General features: G+C 69.9%; 18 protein-coding genes and 1 tRNA gene. 14 read left to right on the top strand and 5 right to left on the bottom strand.

Translation table 11 applies throughout. From position 1 onward, the window contains the following. Positions 1-12 precede the first annotated feature (12 nt). A complete protein-coding gene (gene upp, locus E0H50_RS34490; RefSeq protein ID WP_131295199.1) occupies positions 13-654 on the bottom strand; it encodes a uracil phosphoribosyltransferase in 642 nt (213 codons plus the stop codon). A gap of 144 nt (positions 655-798) precedes the next feature. Here upp and E0H50_RS43225 point away from each other — a divergent pair, with 144 nt between their 5' ends. From E0H50_RS43225 to E0H50_RS34510, 5 genes are all read left to right on the top strand, one after another. Beyond that, positions 799-960: a hypothetical protein gene (locus tag E0H50_RS43225; RefSeq protein ID WP_165547398.1), complete on the top strand. Its 162-nt coding sequence runs from the start codon at positions 799-801 to the stop codon at positions 958-960. Between the two features lie 74 nt (positions 961-1034). After that, positions 1035-1520 carry a tRNA adenosine deaminase-associated protein gene (locus tag E0H50_RS34495; protein WP_131295200.1) on the top strand — a complete coding sequence of 162 codons (486 nt, stop codon included), beginning with the start codon at positions 1035-1037 and terminating at the stop codon, positions 1518-1520. A gap of 31 nt (positions 1521-1551) precedes the next feature. Further along, positions 1552-1980, top strand: a complete 429-nt coding sequence (locus tag E0H50_RS34500) for a nucleoside deaminase (RefSeq protein ID WP_131295235.1) — start codon at positions 1552-1554, stop codon at positions 1978-1980. 13 nt (positions 1981-1993) lie between these two features. Next, positions 1994-2084, top strand: a tRNA-Ser gene (locus tag E0H50_RS34505). Positions 2085-2191: 107 nt separating this feature from the next. Beyond that, complete coding sequence (locus E0H50_RS34510) at positions 2192-3703, top strand: potassium/proton antiporter (protein WP_131295201.1); 1512 nt, start codon at positions 2192-2194, stop codon at positions 3701-3703. On the opposite strand, the gene E0H50_RS34515 is transcribed toward E0H50_RS34510, so the two are convergent. Then, positions 3700-4155 carry a MarR family winged helix-turn-helix transcriptional regulator gene (locus E0H50_RS34515; RefSeq protein WP_131295202.1) on the bottom strand — a complete coding sequence of 152 codons (456 nt, stop codon included), beginning with the start codon at positions 4153-4155 and terminating at the stop codon, positions 3700-3702. The two genes, E0H50_RS34510 and E0H50_RS34515, sit on opposite strands and share 4 nt — an antisense overlap. 64 nt (positions 4156-4219) lie before the next feature. Between E0H50_RS34515 and E0H50_RS34520 the strand changes: the two genes are divergently transcribed. Next, positions 4220-4516, top strand: coding sequence for a hypothetical protein (locus tag E0H50_RS34520; RefSeq protein ID WP_131295203.1), 297 nt, complete (start codon positions 4220-4222; stop codon positions 4514-4516). A gap of 15 nt (positions 4517-4531) precedes the next feature. On the opposite strand, the gene E0H50_RS34525 is transcribed toward E0H50_RS34520, so the two are convergent. Next, on the bottom strand, positions 4532-5095 hold the full coding sequence (locus tag E0H50_RS34525) for a LytR C-terminal domain-containing protein (protein ID WP_131295204.1): 564 nt from the start codon (positions 5093-5095) through the stop codon (positions 4532-4534). 32 nt (positions 5096-5127) lie between these two features. Beyond that, positions 5128-5421 (bottom strand): type II toxin-antitoxin system VapB family antitoxin, encoded by a 294-nt coding sequence (locus tag E0H50_RS34530; protein WP_130386840.1) that lies wholly within the window; start codon positions 5419-5421, stop codon positions 5128-5130. A 158-nt stretch (positions 5422-5579) separates the two neighbouring features. Here E0H50_RS34530 and E0H50_RS34535 point away from each other — a divergent pair, with 158 nt between their 5' ends. From E0H50_RS34535 to E0H50_RS34560, 6 genes are all read left to right on the top strand, one after another. Continuing rightward, complete coding sequence (locus E0H50_RS34535) at positions 5580-6284, top strand: L,D-transpeptidase family protein (RefSeq protein WP_131295205.1); 705 nt, start codon at positions 5580-5582, stop codon at positions 6282-6284. Positions 6285-6508: 224 nt separating this feature from the next. Further along, complete coding sequence (locus E0H50_RS34540) at positions 6509-8056, top strand: helicase HerA-like domain-containing protein (RefSeq protein WP_131295206.1); 1548 nt, start codon at positions 6509-6511, stop codon at positions 8054-8056. Between the two features lie 148 nt (positions 8057-8204). After that, positions 8205-9542 (top strand): GGDEF domain-containing protein, encoded by a 1338-nt coding sequence (locus tag E0H50_RS34545; protein WP_131295207.1) that lies wholly within the window; start codon positions 8205-8207, stop codon positions 9540-9542. A gap of 21 nt (positions 9543-9563) precedes the next feature. Beyond that, a complete protein-coding gene (locus tag E0H50_RS34550; RefSeq protein WP_131295208.1) occupies positions 9564-10088 on the top strand; it encodes a SigE family RNA polymerase sigma factor in 525 nt (174 codons plus the stop codon). Next, positions 10085-10519, top strand: a complete 435-nt coding sequence (locus E0H50_RS34555) for a hypothetical protein (RefSeq protein WP_131295209.1) — start codon at positions 10085-10087, stop codon at positions 10517-10519. The genes E0H50_RS34550 and E0H50_RS34555 overlap by 4 nt, the downstream gene beginning before the upstream one ends. Before the next feature lie 69 nt (positions 10520-10588). Further along, entirely contained in the window at positions 10589-11011 is a 423-nt protein-coding gene (locus E0H50_RS34560; RefSeq protein WP_131295210.1) for a hypothetical protein, read from the top strand. Positions 11012-11139: 128 nt separating this feature from the next. On the opposite strand, the gene E0H50_RS34565 is transcribed toward E0H50_RS34560, so the two are convergent. Continuing rightward, a complete protein-coding gene (locus E0H50_RS34565; protein ID WP_131295211.1) occupies positions 11140-12351 on the bottom strand; it encodes a hypothetical protein in 1212 nt (403 codons plus the stop codon). A 155-nt stretch (positions 12352-12506) separates the two neighbouring features. On the opposite strand from E0H50_RS34565, the gene E0H50_RS34570 reads away from it, so the two are divergent. Together E0H50_RS34570 and E0H50_RS34575 are read left to right on the top strand one after the other, a co-directional pair. Next, positions 12507-13022, top strand: a complete 516-nt coding sequence (locus E0H50_RS34570; RefSeq protein ID WP_131295212.1) for a SigE family RNA polymerase sigma factor — start codon at positions 12507-12509, stop codon at positions 13020-13022. Beyond that, entirely contained in the window at positions 13022-14080 is a 1059-nt protein-coding gene (locus tag E0H50_RS34575) for a hypothetical protein (protein WP_131295213.1), read from the top strand. The genes E0H50_RS34570 and E0H50_RS34575 overlap by 1 nt, the downstream gene beginning before the upstream one ends. The last annotated feature ends 23 nt before the right edge of the window (positions 14081-14103 follow it).

The raw sequence follows: 14103 nt of genomic DNA on the forward strand, positions 1-14103 counted from the left end.
CGACCGGGGCGATTACTGGGCTACGCCGTACAGGCGGTCGCCGGCGTCGCCCAGGCCGGGGACTATGTAGCCTCTTTCGTTCAGGTGGGAGTCCATGCCGGCGATGACGAGGTTGCACGGTACGTCGAGGTGGGTCAGTTCGTTCTCGACGCGTTTGACGCCTTCGGGGGCGGCCAGGAGGCAGATCGCGGTGATGTGGTCGGCGCCGCGGTCCACCAGGAACTGGATGGCGGCGGCGAGGGTGCCGCCGGTGGCGAGCATCGGGTCGAGGACGTAGCACTGGCGTCCGGACAGGTCGTCGGGGAGGCGTTCGGCGTACGTCGACGCGGTCAGGGTCTCCTCGTTCCGGACCATGCCGAGGAAGCCGACCTCCGCGGTGGGAAGCAGCCGGGTCATGCCCTCGAGCATGCCGAGGCCGGCGCGCAGGATCGGGACGACGAGCGGCTTCGGGGCGGTGAGCTTCACGCCCTGCGCCTCCGCGACCGGGGTCTGCACCGTGACCGGACCGGTGCGCACGTCCCGGGTCGCCTCGTAGGCGAGCAGCGTGACGAGTTCCTCGGTCAGCCGCCGGAACGTAGGTGAGTCCGTGTGCTCGTCGCGCAGCGCGGTGAGCTTGTGGGCGACGAGCGGGTGGTCCACGACGAGGATCTGCATAAGGCCGAACGGTACCTGAGAGGGCGTCTGAGAACCCTGCGTTCTCAGACGCCCTCTCGGCGATTCGCGGCGGGAAGGCGCGCTCGCTGCCAGACTGGAAACTGCATTGGATTCTGCCCTGTTCGCCCACCAGGGAGTAGTTCGATGACCGAGAAGACGCCCGAACAGCTCGAGCGGCTGCGGCGCCGTGCCGCCTTTCTGCGTGAGCTGGACGAAGCACGCGCCCTCCGCGACCGGATCGCGCCCCGCCGGGCCCGGGTCCGGCAGCTGCGTGAGGCGATGCGCAGAGCGACGTACCATCACTGAGCGTTGACCGGTGTTGGTGGATCTGATATCGGCTTGAGATCGCCGGGACGCCGCAGGTCTGGGACGATGATGCGGTGTCTGATGCCACGGTTACCGACCTGGACTTCGCGGTCGCTGCGTACACCGAGGACGGGAACTGGACCGTCACGCCGCTGGTACTGCGCGGTGAGCCCGATCTGTCCACGCTGGTGTCCGCGCTCCGCCGGTATCCCGGTGAGGCCGGGGTGCTCGGCCTGGTGTCGGTCGACGAGGACTTCTTCGTCCTGGTCAGGGTGCTCGGCGGCCGCGCCCGGCTGCTGATCTCCGACGTGACCGCCGCGACCGAGTGGCCGCTGGCCCGGCAGGTCGTGGACGAGTTGGACATCCCGCTGGCCGATGACGACGACGAGCAGGTGCCGGCCGGCGACCTGGCGATCGTCGCGGACCTCGGGATGGCCGCGATGGATCTCGGCGCGCTCTGCGACGACGTCGATCTCTACCCGTACGAGATGCTCGAGGAGATCGCCGAGACGCTTGGCTTCGGCAACCAGTTCCACGACGCGATCGAAGCCGTTGGCTAGCCCGATCCTGCGGCAGGCGTGGTCGCGGTTGATGACGCTGGCCCTCGAGGAGGCCGAGCGGGCGTTGCCCGACGTACCGATCGGGGCGCTCGTGGTGGACGAGGCCGGCGAGATCATCGGGCGCGGGCACAACGAGCGGGAGGCGACCGGCGATCCGACCGCGCACGCGGAGGTGCTCGCGATCCGCGACGCGGCCCGGAAGGTCGGCGAGTGGCGGCTGACCGGGTGCACGCTGGTGGTCACGCTGGAGCCGTGCACGATGTGCGCGGGGGCGATCGTGCTGTCCCGGCTGGACCGGCTGATCTTCGCGGCGTACGACGAGAAGGCCGGCGCGGTGGGGTCGCTGTGGGACGTCGTACGGGACCGTCGGCTCAACCACCGGCCCGAGGTGATCGGCGGTGTGATGGCCGACGAGGCCGGTGCGCGGCTGCGCGATTTCTTCATCGGCCACAGACCTTGATATTGTCCTCGGCGGTGGCGTGTCCGAGCGGCCGAAGGAGCGCGCCTCGAAAGCGCGTGACGGGCAACCCCCGTCCGAGGGTTCAAATCCCTCCGCCACCGCCATTCGCCCTCCGGGGCGGCCAGATAGGCCGGAGACCCTGATGCTGTGTGATGCGTCAGGGTCTTCGTCTCTCTGGACCTGACTCGGGACGCTCGACGAGAGGGCCCCTATGGATGTTGCGGAGCTCGACCGGATCCTGCTGGGCGGTGCGGCGGTTCTGCTGGTCGCCGTGGTCGCGGTGCGGTTCTCCGCGCGGCTCGGGCTCCCGTCGCTGCTGATCTACCTCGGGATGGGGCTGCTCCTGGGGGAGTCGGGCCCGGGGCACATCCACTTCGAGGACGCGCAACTGGCGCACGCGCTCGGGTTCGCGGCGCTGGTCGTGATCCTCACCGAGGGCGGTCTGACGACCCGGTGGAACGAAGTACGGCCGGTGATGCCGCTCGGGCTGGTGCTCGCGACGGTAGGAGTCGCGGTCAGTGTCGGTGTCGTCGCCTGTGTGGCGCATTTCGTGCTGGGGCTGAGCTGGCAGCTGTCGGTGCTGCTCGGGGCCGTGACGTCGCCGACGGACGCGGCGGCCGTGTTCTCGGTGCTCAGACGGGTGCCGATCCGGCCGCGGCTGCGGGGCGCGCTCGAGGCGGAATCCGGCCTGAACGACGCTCCGACCGTGCTGCTGGTCACACTCGTGAGCACCGGCGAGGTCGGCGAGAAGGGCCTGCTGTGGTTCAGCGGCCTGGTCGTCTACGAGCTGGTCGTCGGCGCGCTGTTCGGGCTGCTGATCGGGTGGGTGAGCGTCGGGCTGATCCGCCGGATGGCGCTCGGCTCCGCCGGCCTGTACCCGCTCGCGGTGCTCTCCGTGGCCTTCATCTCGTACGCCGGTGGCTCGGTGCTGCTCCACGTGTCGGGGTTCGCGGCCGTGTACGTGACGTCGCTGGTGCTGGGACGGGCGGAGCTGCCGCACCGGATGGCGACCCGGTCCTTCGTCGACGGGATCGCCTGGCTCGCGCAGATCGGGTTGTTCGTGATGCTCGGGCTGCTGGCGTCGCCAGGGGACTTCGAGCTGAACGACGTACTGGTCGCACTGGTGATCGGGGTCGCGGTGACGGTCGTCGGGCGGTTCGCCTCGGTGGCGATCTCGGCGGCGCCGTTCCGGTTGCCGTGGCGGGAGCGGACGTTCATCTCGTGGGCGGGTCTGCGGGGTGCGGTGCCGATCGTGCTCGCGACCATCCCGCTGGCCGAGGGTGTGCCGCAGGCGGGGCGGATCTTCGATGTGGTGTTCGTGCTGGTGCTGCTGTTCACGCTGCTGCAGGGGCCGTCGCTGCCGTGGCTGGCGAAGCGGCTGAAGGTCCTCGACGAGAACGCCGCGCACGAGGTGGACATCGACGTGGCGCCGCTGGAGTCACTCGGTGCGGACATGCTCCAGGTGTACGTCCCGAGCGAGTCCCGGCTGGCCGGGGTCGAGATCGCCGAGTTGCGGCTACCGGCCGGTGTCTCGGTCGCGCTGGTGATCCGTGGCGAACGAGCGTTCGTCCCGGACCGTCGCACCGTGCTCCGGGCCGCCGACAACCTGCTCGTGGTCGCGCCCAGCCCGGTCCGTGAACAGGCCGTACGCCGCCTCCGCGCCGTCTCCCGAGCCGGTCGCCTGGCCGGCTGGTTCGGCGAGCGCGGCCGCGAACAGAGCTAGGTGCGGGTGGCCGCGGCGATCACCTTGGTGAGACGGGCGTGCAGGTCCATCAGTTCGTCGACGTCCATGCCCAGCCGCTCGACGATCGCCGGCGGCACCTCGAGTGCTTGGTCGCGCAGTGCCCGGCCCTTGTCGGTGAGCGCCACGGCGAGGGAGCGTTCGTCGGCTCTGGAACGGTCGCGGCGCAGCAGGCCGGCCGCTTCGAGGCGCTTGAGCAGCGGCGACAGCGTCGCGGGCTCGAGCTGCAGCATCCCGGACAGGTCCTTGACCGAGACCGGCTCGAACTCCCAGAGCGCGAGCATCACCAGGTACTGCGGGTGGGTCAGGCCCATCGGCTCCAGCACCGGGCGGTAGAGCGCGATGACGGTCCGCGCGGCGACCGCGAGACCGAAGCAGACCTGGTGCTCCAGCGCGAGGGGGTTGTCCGGCGGCGTGATCTTCGTCCCTGCCATGCGGTTAGTGTAGCAACATTATGTACACTAACTATTAGTGCGATAAGTCAGTGAGGGAGTGAGGATGCCAGCGATCCGCCGCCGGACCCCGCGGCCGATGAACATCGAGACCGTGCAGCGCTGGGTGGTCTCCGCCGTGCTCTTCCACGTCGGCAGCGTTCCCGCCGTCACGCTGGCCGTCTACAGCATCGGTGTCGCCGGCGACACCTTCGGCAAGGGCGTCGGCCTGTGGCTGATGTCCGGCGTGATCGGTGTGCTGACCGCGGCCGGCATCCTCGCCATCCATCGGCGCAGACTGGTCTCGGCCTGGCTGCTGCCGGGCATCCTCCCGACCGCGGTCACCGGGTTCTTCATCTTCTGACCGCGGCCGGACGAGTCAGTTGGGGTTCTGCCCCGACGGGATCGGCTTCGGGGTGTGGATGACCGGAAGGCAGACCGTGGTGCCGGGGGCGACGGTGACGGACGGGATGCCCTTGAGCTTCACGGAGCCGAAGCCGGCGCCGATGACCAGGTCGACGGTGTGGTCGGTGCGGCCGTCGGCGATCATCACGGCCTTCTGGTTCAGCTGACCCGCGACCAGGAGCATCTCCGGCGCGTTCGCGGCGGCACCGCGCAGTGCCACCACGTCGACCTTGTCGCCCTTGGGTTCGTTCGCGATCTTGTCGATGTTGAACCCGCGCTGCTTCAGCGCGTCGGCCACCCGGCCGGCCGAGCCCGCGCGGGCGCCGCCGTTGTAGACGTTCAGCACGACCTGCTTCGGGACCAGCCGGTTGTTCGCCAGCTTCTGCTCGGTGCAGGTCGGCTCGGCGCTGCTGTTCACGAGCGAGTTCCAGCCCCACCAGCCCCCACCGACGAGGATCCCCAGCAGGATCACCATCGTGATCGGCGTACGCCACCGGATCCGCGAATGCGGTCTCGGTTGCGGATGGATCGCTGTCATTTGCTCCACCCCCCGTGAGCGGCAGCCATTGGTCAGTCCACTACCAGTACCCGTGCGTGCAGGACCTGACGCTGCTGCAACGCGGCCCGGAGCGCGCGGTGCAGGCCGTCCTCGAGGTACATGTCGCCCTTCCACTCCACGACGTGCGCGAACAGATCGCCGTAGAAGGTCGAGTCCTCGTCGAGCAGCGCGTTGAGGTCCAAGGTGCCCTTCGTCGTGACGAGTTCGTCCAGCCGCACCTGCCTGGGCGGCAGCGAAGACCAGTCCTTCGGCCGCAGCCCATGGTCCGGGTACGGCTTGTCGTCCCCGACACGCTTGAAGATCACCCCCCGAAGTCTAGCGGTGTGAAAGGTCCTACGAGGAGGTCATGAATGTCACCGGAATAGTCCGCTGACACGACGCAACCTTTTGCGGCCGTTGGGCGTCCCACGGAACAGGGAGCAGTGGGCGCGGTCTCGCGCCCATGAGCATGGGGGTGAACGGTATGCGAATTCTTCCGAAACTCGGCCTCGCGACCGCGGCGATCACGGTGATCGCGCTCGGTACGACGGCGCCGGCCGAGGCGATCACGGTGTCTCAGGTGAAGGCGGCCCAGACCCGGCTGAACAAGCTCGGCTGTGCCTCCGGTCCGGTCGACGGCAAGGCCGGTGCGATGACCCAGGCCGCCACGGTCCGGTTCCAGTCCGCCAACGTCCTGAGCCAGACCGGGTCGCTGAACAGTACGACGTACTCCCGGCTGATGGCCTCGACCGCGAAACGCTGCGACGTCCGCGCGGTACCGGGCCGGTCGGGGACCGGGCGCCGGATCGTCGTCAGCCAGACGCAGAACTGGGTGTGGCTGATCGATGGCCGCGGCAAGGTGGTCCGGCAGGGCGGGATCATCGACAACCCGACGTACCTGAGGGCCGGCACGTACACGAGCGGCTCGAAGTGCGGGCGGGCGGCCCGGGTACTGCGGAACACCGACGGCGGACGGCTCTACCTGAACCATTTCGTCCGGTTCGCACCGTGCGGCATCGGGTTCCACCAGATCCCGACGTACAAGTCGAACGGGCAGCAGATCCACGCCGACTGGCTGCTCGGGACGAACTACCGCGCCTCGCACGGCTGCATCCGGGTCTCGGCCTCGATGTCGGTCGCGATCTGGTCCTTCGCGGCCGGCGGGACGCGTGTGGTCGTGATGCGCTGACTCCGGACGGCCGAGGGCATGGCCGGTGATTCCGCGCCTACTGCGGGGCACTCGGCACGGCACCTCGCCGCGCGGGTGCAAAGGCCACGATGCTCCGCATCGAGACCTTCGCCCCCGCGCGCCGATGCACCGCGCCGAGCACCTCCTCGCTACGGCGCGGAATCACCGGCCATGCCCTAGCATGCCGACGGGTAGTTCCGTCAACCGGGGAAAGGCACGCTCAGATGGCCGAGAAAGCCGACGTCGTGGAGACCGTGAAGCAGGGGTACGCGTTCGAGGGGGCGGCGCTCGAGCTGGGCGCACTGCTGGTCGACGGCGAGCCGAAACCGGACGCGGCGGTCCGGATCCCGCTGGGCATGATGAACCGGCACGGCCTGGTCGCGGGCGCCACCGGTACCGGTAAGACGAAGACCCTGCAGTTGATGGCCGAGCAGCTGTCCGCGGCCGGTGTCGCGGTGTTCGCCGCCGACATCAAGGGCGACCTGTCCGGCGTCTCGCAGCCGGGTGAGGGCAACGACAAGCTGCTGGCCCGGACCAAGTCGATCGGCCAGGACTGGGTCGGGACCGGGTTCCCGACCGAGTTCTACGCGCTCGGCGGGCAGGGTTCGGGCGTTCCGATCCGCGCCACGATCACGTCGTTCGGCCCGGTGCTGCTGTCCAAGGTGCTGGGGCTCAACGACGTCCAGGAGTCGTCGCTCGGGCTGATCTTCCACTACGCCGACAAGGCCGGGCTGACACTGCTCGACCTCAAGGACCTGCGCGCCGTCATCACGCACCTCACGTCCGACGAGGGCAAGGGCGACCTGAAGGAGCTCGGCGGTCTGTCCGCGGCGACCGCGGGCGTGATCCTGCGCTCGCTGATCGGGTTCGCGGACCAAGGCGCCGAGGCGTTCTTCGGTGAGCCGGAGTTCGACACCGCGGACCTGCTGCAGCAGCGCGACGGCAAGGGTGTCATCTCGCTGCTCGAGCTGCCGAACCTGCAGGACCGGCCGGCGCTGTTCTCCACCTTCCTGATGTGGCTGCTCGCCGATCTGTTCCACGACCTGCCCGAGGTCGGCGACGTCGACAAGCCGAAGCTGGTGTTCTTCTTCGACGAGGCACATCTGCTGTTCAACGACGCCTCGAAGGCGTTCCTGGACTCGATCGCGCAGACCGTCCGGCTGATCCGGTCGAAGGGCGTCGGCGTGTTCTTCGTGACCCAGACGCCGAAGGACGTGCCGGACGACGTACTGGCGCAGCTCGGTTCTCGGGTGCAGCACCAGCTGCGGGCGCACACGCCGAACGACGCGAAGGCGCTGAAGGCGACGGTGTCGACGTTCCCGAGTTCGTCGTACGACCTGGGTGAGGTGCTGACCCAGCTCGGGATCGGCGAGGCGATCGTGACCGTGATGAACGAGAAGGGCGCGCCGACCCCGGTCGCGTGGACCCGGCTCCGGGCGCCGCAGTCGCTGATGGCGCCGGCGTCCGCGGAGCAGCTGACCGCGACGGTGCAGGCGTCGGCGAACAACGCGAAGTACTCGCAGACGCTCGACCGTGAGTCGGCGTACGAGGTGCTCGCGGCGAAGGTGCAGGCCGGGGCCGCGCAGGCCGAGGCCGAGAAGCAGCAACAGGAGCAGGCCAAGCAGCAGGAGGAGCCGCGGCCGCGGGCGCAGAAGCAGGAGAAGTCGATGGTCGAACAGGTCGTCGGGTCCTCCGCCTTCAAGCAGTTCGCCCGCTCAGCCGGCCGGGAAATCGTCCGCGGCCTCTTCGGCGCAGCTCGCCGCCGCCGCTGATTTCCTTTGCGTGCAAGGGAAAACCTGCGTTTGATTGTTGATCAAACGACTGAATGCTGAGACGCCGGGGATCGTTCTCAAGTCGTCATCCACAGCCGCGCCGTCACCGATTGGGACCTGACGCCTACTCGTCGTACCGTGTGAAGTGATGGTTGCACAGAGTAGGCGAGCGATACGTTCCTGGGCGCTCTGGACCCTGACGGTCCCGGCGTTCGCCGTTGTCGTGCTCGTCGACCTGGCCGCGATCGGGTACGGCGCGCACGCGTTCACCGACCGCCCGAGCTGGCGCGGACTGGACGTCGTGTTCGCGCTGACCGTGTCCGCGCTGATCTCCGTCGAGGGCGCTCGCCGGGTGGAGAGCCGGCGGCGGCGCGGCGGCGCGCTGCACAAGGACTTCGCCCCGGCCTGGATGATCGCCGCGGCGCTCATCCTGCATCCGGCGCTGGCGATCCTGGTCGCGGTGCTGCTACGGATCTGGTGGCGGATCCGGGCCGGCAAGTGCATCCCGTACCGGTGGGCCTTCTCGACCGCCGTCCACGTCCTGGCGGTCGGCGCCGCGCACGCGGTCTTCGTCTCCGCACGCGGCCTGACCGGCGGCAACCTCGGCCTGGTCGTGTCGATGGCCGCCGGCGCGATCGCGTACGTCGTGACCGACACCCTGCTCTGCGGGCTCGCGATCTCGCTGATCATCCCGGGCAGCAACCGCCGCGAGACGGTCGGCGGCCTCGACGACCTGTGCACCGACGCGACCGCCGCCACCTTCGGCTGCCTGCTCGCGGCGGCCTGCCTGATCAGCCCGTGGTTCGCGTTCGTCGCGATCCCGATCACGCTGACCGCGCAGCGTGCGCTGCTCCTCGGGCAGTTGGAGACCGAGGCCCAGACCGACCCGAAGACCAGCCTGACCCGGGTCGACTGGTGGCGCCGCCGGACCGAGCAGATGCTGCGCACCGCGCGGAACCAGCACGAGCCGATGGCGGTGCTGCTGATCGACATCGACCACTTCAAGCAGGTCAACGACCGGCACGGGCACCTGGTCGGCGACGAGGCGCTGCGTGCGGTCGCGACGATCCTGCGCAGCGCGATCCGGGTGAAGGACGTGATCGGCCGGTTCGGCGGCGAGGAGTTCGTGATCGCGCTTCCGGACACCGGGCTCGACGAGGCGACGGTGACCGCCGACCGGCTCCGCAACGCGGTGGCCAACTGCCCACTGGCCGCGATGTGCGCCGGCGTCCTCGACGACCCGGACCTGGACCCGGACACCTTCCACCTGACCGTCAGTATCGGCGTCGCGGTGTACCCGACCGACGGCACGACCGTCGACGACCTGCTGCTCCGTGCCGACCGCGCGATGTACGCCGCGAAGGACGCCGGCCGGAACCGGGTCCGCCTGGCCGCCGACACCGTCCCGCTGCCCCGGCTGACCGCCTCCACCCAATTCTCGGAACACACAGAACCTTTGGCACCCGCTCAGCGTCCTGTGAGGTGAGGACGGCAGGACGGAGTGCAGATGGCGGCAACGGGGAGTCGTGACGACGACTTCACGGCGTTCGTGCTGGCCAGATCCGCGCGGTTGGTGCACTTCGCGCGGGTGCTGTGTGGTGATGCGGGCCTCGCCGAGGATCTCGTGCAGACCGCGCTGGAGAAGGCGTACCTGCGCTGGGACCGGATCGAGATGGCCGACCCGTTCGCCTACGTCCGGCAGGCGGTGGTCAACCAGCACCTGTCCTGGGTACGTCGGCGGCCGTGGCGTGAGCGACCGACCGGGGATCCGGCCGAGCTCGACCAGCTACTCGAAGCGGAGGTCGATCCGAGTGGCGGGGTCCATCGGCGGGTCGCGGTCGGGGCCGCGCTCGCCACGCTGAGCCGGCGCGAGCGAGCGGTCGTCGTACTGCGGTACGTCGAGGACCTGACCGAACGGGAGACCGCTGCGGTGCTGGGGGTCGCGATCGGGACGGTGAAGAGCGCGAACGCGCGGGCCCTGGACAAACTACGGGCCGCGCCGGAGCTGAGCGGTGTGGGGGAGCGAACATGAACGACGAGCGCGGGACGCCGGCCGAGGAGGAGCTTCGGGTCGTGCTGGCGCCGGACGACTCCATCGCGCCGCTCGACCCGGCGCGGGTGATCGCCGGCGCGCGGCGTCGGCGGGTGCGGGGACGTGCCGCGGCGTCGGCCGGGGTCGCCGCGGTGGTCTTGATGGTCGGCGCTGTGGTCGGTGTCGTGGGCGGTGGGCGGTCTCCGGGGGAGGTGCCGCAACCAGCGGGGCCCGGGCCGACCGTTTCGCAGTGGTCGCCGAGTCCGGCGCCCGTTCGTCCTCGGCAGACCCCGTCGAAGACCCTGCCGACGGCGACACCGACGCCGACGACGCTGCCGCCGTCAGCGCCACGGACGGTGCTGCCCGAGGCGACACCGACGCTGCCGCCGACTGCCCCGGCTACTGTGCCGCCGACTAGTTCGGGGAACTGACAGAACCATTTCGCGGTGCTGTCGCGTCCTTCAGCCCGACCGAATACCAAACAGGTGCGGAGGGCAACAATGAACGAGGCAGGCCGGAAACGACAGGCGACCCGCTTACTGGTCGGCGGCATCGCAACCGCCGCCGTGATCGGCGTCGCAGTCGCCGGTACGGCGGCCGCGCGCAGTAACGGCTCGGGCGACGACGCCGGCGTGACGGGCGGACCGACCGCATCCACGCCGTCGCAGGCGGTCCTAGCGACTCCGACACCCGCGCCGACGATGCCCCGGGCGGCGACCTCCAGCCAGCGCCCCACGACCCCGAGCCCAGCTCCGACTCTTCCGCGCGGCGCAACCCCGAGCGCGGTTCCGACTGTTCCCAGTGCCGCGACCCCGAGCCCAGCTCCGACTCTTCCGCGCGGCGCGACCCCGAGCGCGACGCCGAGCCTGCCGCCGACTCTCCCGCCGACCCTTCCGCCGACGGAGTTCCCGGCCGGCCAGTAGCCCGGAGCGCCACCGTCCGATCTCGTGGGTTTACCCACCAGATGCCGGGTGTGCGACCGAAATCCCGGCCGCACACCCAGCATCTCGGACGCCAACCCATCATCGTCTGTTCGATGAGCGGCTGAGGTTCAGCAGGCGCCGAAGCTGCCGGCTGACACCCAGGCCTTCGCGACGTACATCCCGGCGTGGACCCGCAGCCACACATTGCTGGTGCCCTGCGACCCGGTGACGCTCTGCCCAGTGGTCTGGCACTCGACAGCGACCTGCGCAGACTTCCCGGCCATCCCGACGACCGCGCCGGTCGAGTTCGGCGCGTTCCGCACGTTCAGGTACCCGGACGAGATCGACACCGTCCCGCGCCCACCATCGCCGGTCCACAGGTACGTGACGTCGACCCACGAGTTGTCGGCCAGCTTCAGCGCGTCCCAGAACACCCCGTCCGCGAGGTCGATCCCCGCCGGGTTGGCGACCGTCCGGCCGAACTGGTCCTTCCCGCCGTTGTACCCGTCCTGGTACGCCGCCTGCGCCTCGGGCTTGCCCTGCGGCAGGTCCTTCCACATCTCACGGGTCGCGCTCGGGTTCCAGTAGTCGTCCTTGGTGTTCCACGGGCCGACGTCCCACACCGGCTCGAACGCGCAGCGCGAGGCGGTGCAGACCTTCACCGAGTACGTACCCGATCCGGCGCTGGACAGCCCGCGCCGTGACGGCAGCGCGACGAAGTGGTCCCGGCTGACGATCACGTGGCCGTTGGCCGTCGTACCGCCGACCAGGCCTTCCCGCGTGGCGAAGACGCGCGACTTGAGCGGCGCCGCCTGAACCGTCATCAGCGGCGCGGCGGCCTGGTCCGTGGGCTGCACGGTGACGTCGCCGACCCACGGGCTCGCGCCGGTCGACGGTGCGCTGACGATGATGCGGACCTGGACCTGGTCGCTCGCACTCGGCAGCGCGGTCGGCGTACCGGCCTTGGCGGCCGTCCACTCCGACCACCTGTTGTTGACCCACGCCCGTACGTCGACCTGCGCCGACGAACTGTCCGGCGTACCGGCGGTGTAGCCGACGACCACGGCGGACGTGGGATCCGTGAAGCGGACCGGCGTGAGTTCCGCGAGGCCGGAGCGTTGCTTGATCTCGGTCGATCCGATCGCGGCCGGCGCGTCGCCGAGGACGATGCGGCTGCCCTCGACCTTGACGTTGCTGGATCCGGCGACCGGCTGGGCCGCGACCGCGACGGGATCCGGGGTGGCGGCGGTGCTGGGCAAGGTCCCAGGAAAGGACACGGTAAAGATCGCGGCGGTCATCGCCAGACAGGCGGTGAGCGCGGTTGTACGGGTGATACGCATGGGCGGAACCTCCGGGGCGGTGAAGGCTTGAGCACCCAATGTGACTCACAAACACCTCTTCTGCATAGACCGTGAATAAATTTCTCGTGACTGCACAGAACCCGATCGGTCACCCAGCGGGTTTGGACCGGTGTGACAGAGGCTGAGGAGAATCGATGACCCGGACCGCGGACGCCGACTTCGAGCGATTCGTCGTAGCGCAGTCGACCCCCTTGCTCCGCTTCGCGGAGATGCTGTGCGGCGATCGGCACACCGCCGAGGATCTGGTGCAGCAAGCGTTGATGCGGTCCTACCCGAAGTGGCACCGGCTGGAGGGCGACCCGTTGCGGTACGTCCGGCGGGTGCTGGTCAACCGATTCCTCTCCCAGGCCCGCCGGCGCTGGAACAACGAAGTGCCCAGCGATCCGGTAGCAAACGATTGGGACCAGCGAGCGGTGGCGGACTTCGCCGGGGCGGTCCAGACCAGGGAGGCCGTGCTCTCGGCCCTCAGCGGTCTGACCGTCCGGGAGAGAGCCGTGGTCGCGCTGCGCTACTCGCAGGATCTCTCCGAGGCCGAGACCGCCGAGCTGCTCGGCATGGCGGCCGGGACCGTGAAGAGCACGGCCTCCCGGGCGCTGGCCAAGTTGCGTCTGGCACCCGACCTGATCGATACCGGAGTTGGAGGAAACTGATGAGTGACGAGCAGCGGGTACACGACGCGCTCACGTACGAGATCGAGCCGTGGCAGCCGGACGCCGGCGACCTGATGCGGCGCGGCAAGCGGCTGACCTGGCTGCGCCGGGGACTGGCCGCGGCGGGTGTCACCGCACTGGCCGGAACCGTTGCGACGGTGTCCGCCGCGGTCGGCGGACCGGCCCTGCCGGTGAAGAACCTGCTGGCCGGCGGGGGAAAGCCCCCGGTGCCGGCGGTGGTTCCGACGGGTACGCCGACGGCGCCGTCGGTGGACCCGACCTGCCTGCCGCAGAAGCCGGAGAACCCCGAGAAGCCGCAGTTGCCGAAGGCGACGGTCTCGGTCAACAAGACCATCGACCCGAACAACCCGCCGACGGCGAAGCCGACGCTCCCGGGCAAGCCCAGCCTGCCGACCGCGAAGCCGTCGTTGCCGACCACCCCGCCGTCGCTGCCTGGTAAGCCCCAGGTCCCGACGACCAAGCCGACGCTGCCGAGTAAGCCGAGCGTCCCGACGACCAAGCCGAGCTGGCCGACCGCGAAGCCGACGCTGCCGGGTACGCCGACTGTGCCGACCGCGAAGCCGACGCTGCCGGGCAAGCCGACCGTGCCAACGGCCAAGCCGACGCTGCCCGGTAAGCCGCAGCTCCCGGGCAAGCCGACTGTTCCGACAGCCAAGCCGAGCCTGCCGACCACGGTTCCGTCGGGCAAGCCGGTGCCGACGCTGCCGGACTGCGTGGACGGCGTACCGACCGCGAAGCCGACCGCTCCGAAGCCGTCGCTGCCGACCGTGCCGGGCAAGCCGACCGCGAAGCCGACTGCGCCGTCCCTGCCGACGGTGACGGTCTCCGGTGGCGTCGAGGTGACCGTCGACCCGGGCAAGCCGCAGACCACCCAGCCGACGCTCCCGAGCAAGCCGTCGGTGCCGACGACCAAGCCGACGTTCCCGACGGCGCAGCCGACCTTCCCGTCCGAGAAGCCCAGCGTCCCGACGCCGAGCTTCCCGACGCCGAGCTTCCCGACGACCTTCCCCACCGGCCAACCCTCCTCAGGCCGGTAGGGCACTCCGCCACCGGCGAGTAG

The sequence above is a fragment of the Kribbella sindirgiensis genome, from assembly GCF_004331435.1.
Taxonomy (GTDB): Bacteria; Actinomycetota; Actinomycetes; order Propionibacteriales; family Kribbellaceae; genus Kribbella; species Kribbella sindirgiensis.

Bases quoted from the DNA above. Each gene is read 5' to 3' on its own strand.
- upp (WP_131295199.1), bottom strand. From the start codon at position 654: ATGCAGATCCTCGTCGTGGACCACCCGCTCGTCGCCCACAAGCTCACC.
- E0H50_RS43225 (WP_165547398.1), top strand. From the start codon at position 799: ATGACCGAGAAGACGCCCGAACAGCTCGAGCGGCTGCGGCGCCGTGCC.
- E0H50_RS34500 (WP_131295235.1), top strand. From the start codon at position 1,552: ATGACGCTGGCCCTCGAGGAGGCCGAGCGGGCGTTGCCCGACGTACCG.
- E0H50_RS34510 (WP_131295201.1), top strand. From the start codon at position 2,192: ATGGATGTTGCGGAGCTCGACCGGATCCTGCTGGGCGGTGCGGCGGTT.
- E0H50_RS34515 (WP_131295202.1), bottom strand. From the start codon at position 4,155: ATGGCAGGGACGAAGATCACGCCGCCGGACAACCCCCTCGCGCTGGAG.
- E0H50_RS34520 (WP_131295203.1), top strand. From the start codon at position 4,220: ATGCCAGCGATCCGCCGCCGGACCCCGCGGCCGATGAACATCGAGACC.
- E0H50_RS34525 (WP_131295204.1), bottom strand. From the start codon at position 5,095: ATGACAGCGATCCATCCGCAACCGAGACCGCATTCGCGGATCCGGTGG.
- E0H50_RS34535 (WP_131295205.1), top strand. From the start codon at position 5,580: ATGCGAATTCTTCCGAAACTCGGCCTCGCGACCGCGGCGATCACGGTG.
- E0H50_RS34540 (WP_131295206.1), top strand. From the start codon at position 6,509: ATGGCCGAGAAAGCCGACGTCGTGGAGACCGTGAAGCAGGGGTACGCG.
- E0H50_RS34545 (WP_131295207.1), top strand. From the start codon at position 8,205: ATGGTTGCACAGAGTAGGCGAGCGATACGTTCCTGGGCGCTCTGGACC.
- E0H50_RS34550 (WP_131295208.1), top strand. From the start codon at position 9,564: ATGGCGGCAACGGGGAGTCGTGACGACGACTTCACGGCGTTCGTGCTG.
- E0H50_RS34555 (WP_131295209.1), top strand. From the start codon at position 10,085: ATGAACGACGAGCGCGGGACGCCGGCCGAGGAGGAGCTTCGGGTCGTG.
- E0H50_RS34560 (WP_131295210.1), top strand. From the start codon at position 10,589: ATGAACGAGGCAGGCCGGAAACGACAGGCGACCCGCTTACTGGTCGGC.
- E0H50_RS34565 (WP_131295211.1), bottom strand. From the start codon at position 12,351: ATGCGTATCACCCGTACAACCGCGCTCACCGCCTGTCTGGCGATGACC.
- E0H50_RS34570 (WP_131295212.1), top strand. From the start codon at position 12,507: ATGACCCGGACCGCGGACGCCGACTTCGAGCGATTCGTCGTAGCGCAG.
- E0H50_RS34575 (WP_131295213.1), top strand. From the start codon at position 13,022: ATGAGTGACGAGCAGCGGGTACACGACGCGCTCACGTACGAGATCGAG.